General features: G+C 66.1%; 5 protein-coding genes and 1 pseudogene. 3 read left to right on the plus strand and 3 right to left on the minus strand.

Translation table 11 applies throughout. From position 1 onward, the window contains the following. On the minus strand, nt 1-611 hold a 611-nt coding region (locus tag VNF71_12790), incomplete at its 3' end, for an ATP-binding protein (protein HVA75428.1). After that, nucleotides 608-1366 carry a hypothetical protein gene (locus VNF71_12795; GenBank protein ID HVA75429.1) on the minus strand — a complete coding sequence of 253 codons (759 nt, stop codon included), beginning with the start codon at nt 1364-1366 and terminating at the stop codon, nt 608-610. The genes VNF71_12790 and VNF71_12795, both read right to left, overlap by 4 nt. 223 nt (nt 1367-1589) lie before the next feature. On the opposite strand from VNF71_12795, the gene VNF71_12800 reads away from it, so the two are divergent. Genes VNF71_12800 through VNF71_12810 form a run of 3 tightly spaced genes read left to right on the plus strand, consistent with a single transcriptional unit; the run spans nt 1590 to nt 4805 of the window. Further along, nucleotides 1590-2828, plus strand: coding sequence for a tyrosine-type recombinase/integrase (locus VNF71_12800; protein ID HVA75430.1), 1239 nt, complete (start codon nt 1590-1592; stop codon nt 2826-2828). After that, nucleotides 2825-3799 (plus strand): tyrosine-type recombinase/integrase, encoded by a 975-nt coding sequence (locus tag VNF71_12805; GenBank protein ID HVA75431.1) that lies wholly within the window; start codon nt 2825-2827, stop codon nt 3797-3799. The genes VNF71_12800 and VNF71_12805 overlap by 4 nt, the downstream gene beginning before the upstream one ends. Further along, complete coding sequence (locus tag VNF71_12810) at nt 3786-4805, plus strand: tyrosine-type recombinase/integrase (protein HVA75432.1); 1020 nt, start codon at nt 3786-3788, stop codon at nt 4803-4805. The genes VNF71_12805 and VNF71_12810 overlap by 14 nt, the downstream gene beginning before the upstream one ends. Before the next feature lie 80 nt (nt 4806-4885). On the opposite strand, the pseudogene VNF71_12815 reads toward VNF71_12810, so the two are convergent. Then, nucleotides 4886-5246: pseudogene (locus tag VNF71_12815) on the minus strand (DDE-type integrase/transposase/recombinase).

Here is a 5246-nt window from a genome sequence, read left to right on the forward strand (position 1 = left end):
GCTCCGGCCCTGTTCGCCGTGATCACGAGGCTCTTTGCCTGACGCTCGGTGACGAGCTCATAGAGATCGTCGGCCTGGGTGGCCGAGAAGTCGCGCATTGCGAAGTCGTCGAGGATCAACAACGCTGGACGCGCCCAGCGCCTGAGCCGCTGCTCGAAGGTCCGGTCCGCATGACCTCCGGCGAGATCGGCGAGCAGCCGGGAGGTCTTCGTGAACAGCGCCGAGTAACCCCGCCGGCACGCCTGGTGGCCGAGCGCCTGGGCGATCATCGTCTTGCCGACTCCGACCGGGCCATGCAAGATCACCGACTCGCCCCGCTCGAGGAACCGCAGCGTGACGAGATCGCGGATCTGGGCTGCGGGGATCTTTGCGTTGTAGGAGAAGTCGTACTCCTCGATCGAACAGGTCGCCTCAAAGCGCGCCTCCCGGACACGGCGAACGATGCTCGCTGCATCGCGCCGGGCCCGCTCGTCCTCACACAGCGACTGGAGGAACTCTGCGTGCCCGAGCTCGCCGGCACCTGCTTGTGCGAGACGGGCGTCGAGGGTCTCGAGCATCCCGGAGAGTCCGAGACTGCGCAGTGTGGTCTCGAGTTGGTGGGTCGCGGTCATGACGCGTCCTCGGCGTCGAGCTCGAAGAGGCGTTCACGGCCATGGAGGTGCGCGGGGGCGGTCGTTGCGAGGGACGACGCTTCGTCGTCGTGCTCAGTGCCGGCGACCAAGATGCCCTTCACGGTTCTGTAGGCGGGGTCGCCGACACCGATCGCCCGACGGCACGCCGCGTCGAGGCGGTCGGCCCCGTGCTTGTCGGCGAGGCCGAGCACTCCTTGCGCAGCTCGCAGGTGATGGAGCACGTTCTCCTCGAGGAGGACGGCGACGAGCTCGGTGACCGAAGGCCCGAGCTCGGACGCGCGCTTTCGGCACCAAGTCGGGGTGCGCATGAAAAACGCCACCTTCTCCGGCGGGTAGTCCGCGTAGTCGGTCTGGCGGCCGCGTTCGATCCGTGCCCAGGTCTTCACGATCGCCCCGTCGAGGAACACCTCGACCAGACGCTCGCTTTGTCTCGTGTCGACGGTCTTGCCGATCAGCCGCCACGGCACGGTGTAGAGGGCCTTGCCCACCTTTATGTAACAGTCGTTTCCGACCTTCGGTCGCGACCACGACGCCAGCTCGAACGCGACCTTGGGCAGCGGGATCAGCGCTTCGGCCTCGACGGCGGCAAAGACCGAGAGCGGTGAGGCACCCTCGAGGCTGCGGTGGTGACGGACCCCGGCGACATCGCTGCACCAGCGGAGCGCACCAGCTTGCATCTCGGCTTCGGATCTGAAGGTGCGGCCGCGCCAGAAGCTGTCGCGGACGTAGGGCATCGGGCGCTCGACCCGTGGCTTGTCCTTCTAATCCCGAATTCGGGATTAGAAGGATAATCACGAGGGTTCTGTTATCCCGAGGACGCGGAGCGCGGTCACCTGACTTCGCTTGTCGGTGGCCGTGTTTCGGGCAGTGTTGCCCGTTTCGGAGTGCCGGATTCTCGGGATAACGGGTGGTGGTTACGTTCGGCTCCTCTGTCGGCTACGTGGAGAGGAGCAGCACATGCAGGTCTCGGTTGGTGAGTTGATCGATGCGGCGGACACGGTGATCGTCGGGTTCGGGAATGCGCCGTCGACGTTGTGGCAATACCGGTGGGCGTGGTCGCAGTTCGAGGTGTTCTGTTCACGCGAGGGCGTCGGAGAGGTCACCGAGGATGTCGTTCCCGCGTTCTTGTTATTCATGGCGGCCGGACAGCCTGACGGGCAGCTCAAGGAGTGGAAACGCAAGCTGTTGCGCAAGTCGGTGCTGGTGTTGTGCGAGGTCGCGGCGACGGGTACCTACCGGTGGCGGGTGTCCCGGCAGTCGCATCCCAATGATGTGCTCGACGGCGTGTTCCGCCCTGTGCAGGAGGACTTCGAGAGGTGGATGGACCGCCGCTACCTGGCGACGGCAACGAAGGATCTGTATGCGACGGTGTCGCGCACGGTGCTGGCCTGGCTGCCCGAGCATGGCGTGACCAGGGTCGAGGACGTCGGTTTCGCAGACGTGTCGGCCGGGCTCGTGTTCCTCGGCGGGCACTACCGGCCGCAGAGCATGCGGACGGTGGCATGCGCGCTGCGGGTGCTGTGCCGTTTCCTGGAGGAGTTGGGGTGCCGGGCGGGACTTTCGGACGCGGTGCCGACCATGTTCTCGCGGCGTGTCCGTTCGGTGCAGGTGCTACCCGCCGGTGGTGTCGATCAGCTGATCGACACCGCGGATCGGGCGACCCCGGCGGGCCGCCGGAACCGGGCGGTGTTGCTGTTGGCGGCCAGGACCGGCCTGCGTCCCGTGGACATCGCGGGGATGCGCCTGGCCGACGTCGACTGGCGCCAGGCCCGGATCACGATCGTCCAGCACAAGACGGGGACGGTGCTCAGCTTGCCGTTGCTCGCCGATGTCGGCGAGGCGATCGCGGACTACCTGCTGCATGCCCGACCGGCCGGTGGTTTGGACGACCACCTGTTCCTGCGGCTCCAGGCCCCGTTTACGGGCCTGGTGGCGGACGACTTTTACCATGTCGCCGTGCAGGCCTTCACCCGTGCCGGCATCGCGGCACCCGAGGGCATGGGCCGCGGCCTGCGGGTGTTGCGCGCCTCGATGGCCACGAGGATGCTCGAACACGAGGTGCCGCTGGCGGTGATCTCGGGTTCGCTCGGACATCGGGGGACCGGATCGGCACGGCACTACCTGGCCGCTGATGAGCGGCGCATGCGGGAGTGCTGCTTGGATTTCGTGGGGATCGAGCCGGCGGTGCGGTCATGACCGATCTCGTCTCGGGCCTGGCCGCCCACGTCCGGGCTCTGGTCGAGCTCAAGCATGCGATCGGGCTGCCCTATGTGACGTCGGAGCGGCATCTGCGCCGCTTCGACGCCATGTGTGCCCGCGACTATCCCGGAGTGGACTTTTTGACCCGCGAGATGGCGATGTCCTGGGCGTTCGCCCGGCCCGGTGAGCACGTGAACACCCAGACCCGGCGGATAACCCCGGTCCGCCAGCTGGCCAAACACATGGCCGGTTGCGGTGTCGCCGCCTATGTCATCCCGGTCGGGATCCCCGGCAGAGGGCCCCGCTACCGGCCGCATCTGTTCACCCACGAACAGCTCCGGGCGGTGTTCGACGCGGCCGACCGGATCGAGCCGTCCCCCTACGGCGGGCAGCGCCAACTGGTCATCCCGGTGGTCTTCCGGATGATCTACTGTCTCGGGCTGCGACCCGGCGAAGCCCGGCGACTGCACCGCAACGATGTCGATCTTGCCAAGGGCACCGTGCATGTCCGCGAGTCCAAAGGCCACAAGGACCGGCTGTTGTTCATGTCGGGCGACCTGCACGACTACTGCCGTCGCTACGACACTGCGATCAATGCATGGCACCGCGACCGCACCGTGTTCTTCCCGAACCGCACGGGGCGCTGCTACAGCGCCTCGACCATCGACTGTTGGTTCCGCGAACTGCTCGACGCCGTCGGCGCCGCTGTCGTCGCCCACCCGAGCTCACCACCGCGGGTTTACGATCTGCGTCACGGCCATGTCGTCGAGACGATCAACAGGTGGGCACGTGCCGGGCGGGACCCCGAAGCTCTGGTCACCTACCTGAGCCTGCACTTGGGGCATACCAACGTCGAGGACACCTGGTATTACTTCCATCTCGCAGCCGATTACCACCCGGATCTGCGTGCCCTGGCCAACGCCGAGATCGAACCAGCGCTTCCGGAGCCGTCACATGGCGTCCGGTGAGTTCTACGGCCTGGTGCGCGGCTGGTTGACCGTGCATCTTCCCCGCGCCCGGCGTCTCAGCCCGCACACCGTCCGTTCCTACAAGACAGCCCTCAGAACGCTGCTGGACTATCTCCGCGAGACACGGCAGTTGCCGTTCGCGGAGATCTCCTTCGACCTCATCGACCACGCCACCATCGAAGCGTTCATCATGTGGCTGGTCGAGACCCGGCAACTGAGCGTCGCCTCCGCCAACCAACGCCTCGCCGCGATCAAATCGTTCCTGTCCTACTGCGCAGCAGAAGACCCGGCGCTGGTCGCGGTCTGGCTCGACGTCAAAGCGGTCCGGCACGCCAAGGCACCCGCGAATGTTCCCGACGAGCTGGCCGTGTCCGCTGTCGAAGCGTTGATCCGGGCGCCGGGACAGAACACCGACCGTGACGTCAGGGACACCGTGATGATCCTGCTCCTGTTCGACACCGCGGCGCGTGTTCAAGAGCTCCTCGACCTGACCGTCGCCGACATCGACACCACACCCGGTCACGGCCGCTTGACACTGACTGGCAAAGGCCGCAAGACCCGGGTGGTCCCGATCATGGACAAGACCGGCCGCCATCTCGACCATTACCTCGACGTGTTCCACCCGAACCGACGAGACGGCGACGCCGTGTTGTTCTTCACCACCCGGGCAGGTCGACGGCACCCGATGAGCCAGGACAACGTCACTTACCTGCTCAACAAACACCTGGCCGTCGCCCGACAGACCTGCGCGGAGGTCCCCGACCACATCCACGCCCACCAGTTCCGACGCGCCCGGGCAATGCAAATGCTACGAGCCGATGTCCCACTGCCCCACATCAAAGAATTCCTCGGCCACGCGAACATCGCCACCACCAGCATCTACGCCTCGGCGGACAATCAGATGGTCCGCGAGGCGATCCAGAAAGCAGGCAGCACCACGCTCGACCCCGCCCCCATCTGGAAAGGAGACGACGACCTGATCCTTCAACTCGCCGGGCTCACATAGTTATCCCGAGGAATCGCCGCCCGAGCGGCCCTAATACTGCCCAAACCCCGCGTCCTCGGGATAACAGAACCCTCGTGATTATCCTTCGGTTTGCGTGCACGCGCCGGATCGATGAGCGTGCCGTAGTGGTGGGCGAGCTCGCCATAGGCGCGGTTGAGCTTGGGGTCATACAGATCGGGGCGGTCGACACCGGTCTTTAAGTTGTCCGGCACAAGACGACGCGTGACGCCGCCGAAGAAGTTGAACGCGGCGACGTGGCTGGCCACCCAGGAGCGCTGATCCATGACGAGCACGGGTCGGACGAACATGTGCCGGCTCGCTGCGAGCACCATCACGAACGCCCAGACCCGTCGGTTCCGCCCAGTGACCGGATCGAGCCAGTTGCCGAGGAACCCATAGTCGATCTGGGCTTCTTCGCCCACGGGGACCTCCGGGCGAAGC

The sequence above is a fragment of the Acidimicrobiales bacterium genome, assembly GCA_035533095.1.
Taxonomy (GTDB): domain Bacteria; phylum Actinomycetota; class Acidimicrobiia; order Acidimicrobiales; family Palsa-688; genus DATLUM01.

Excerpts from the sequence above, each read along its gene's own strand:
- VNF71_12805 (HVA75431.1), top strand. The coding sequence starts at position 2,825 with ATGACCGATCTCGTCTCGGGCCTGGCCGCCCACGTCCGGGCTCTGGTC.
- VNF71_12800 (HVA75430.1), top strand. The coding sequence starts at position 1,590 with ATGCAGGTCTCGGTTGGTGAGTTGATCGATGCGGCGGACACGGTGATC.
- VNF71_12810 (HVA75432.1), top strand. The coding sequence starts at position 3,786 with ATGGCGTCCGGTGAGTTCTACGGCCTGGTGCGCGGCTGGTTGACCGTG.
- VNF71_12795 (HVA75429.1), bottom strand. The coding sequence starts at position 1,366 with ATGCCCTACGTCCGCGACAGCTTCTGGCGCGGCCGCACCTTCAGATCC.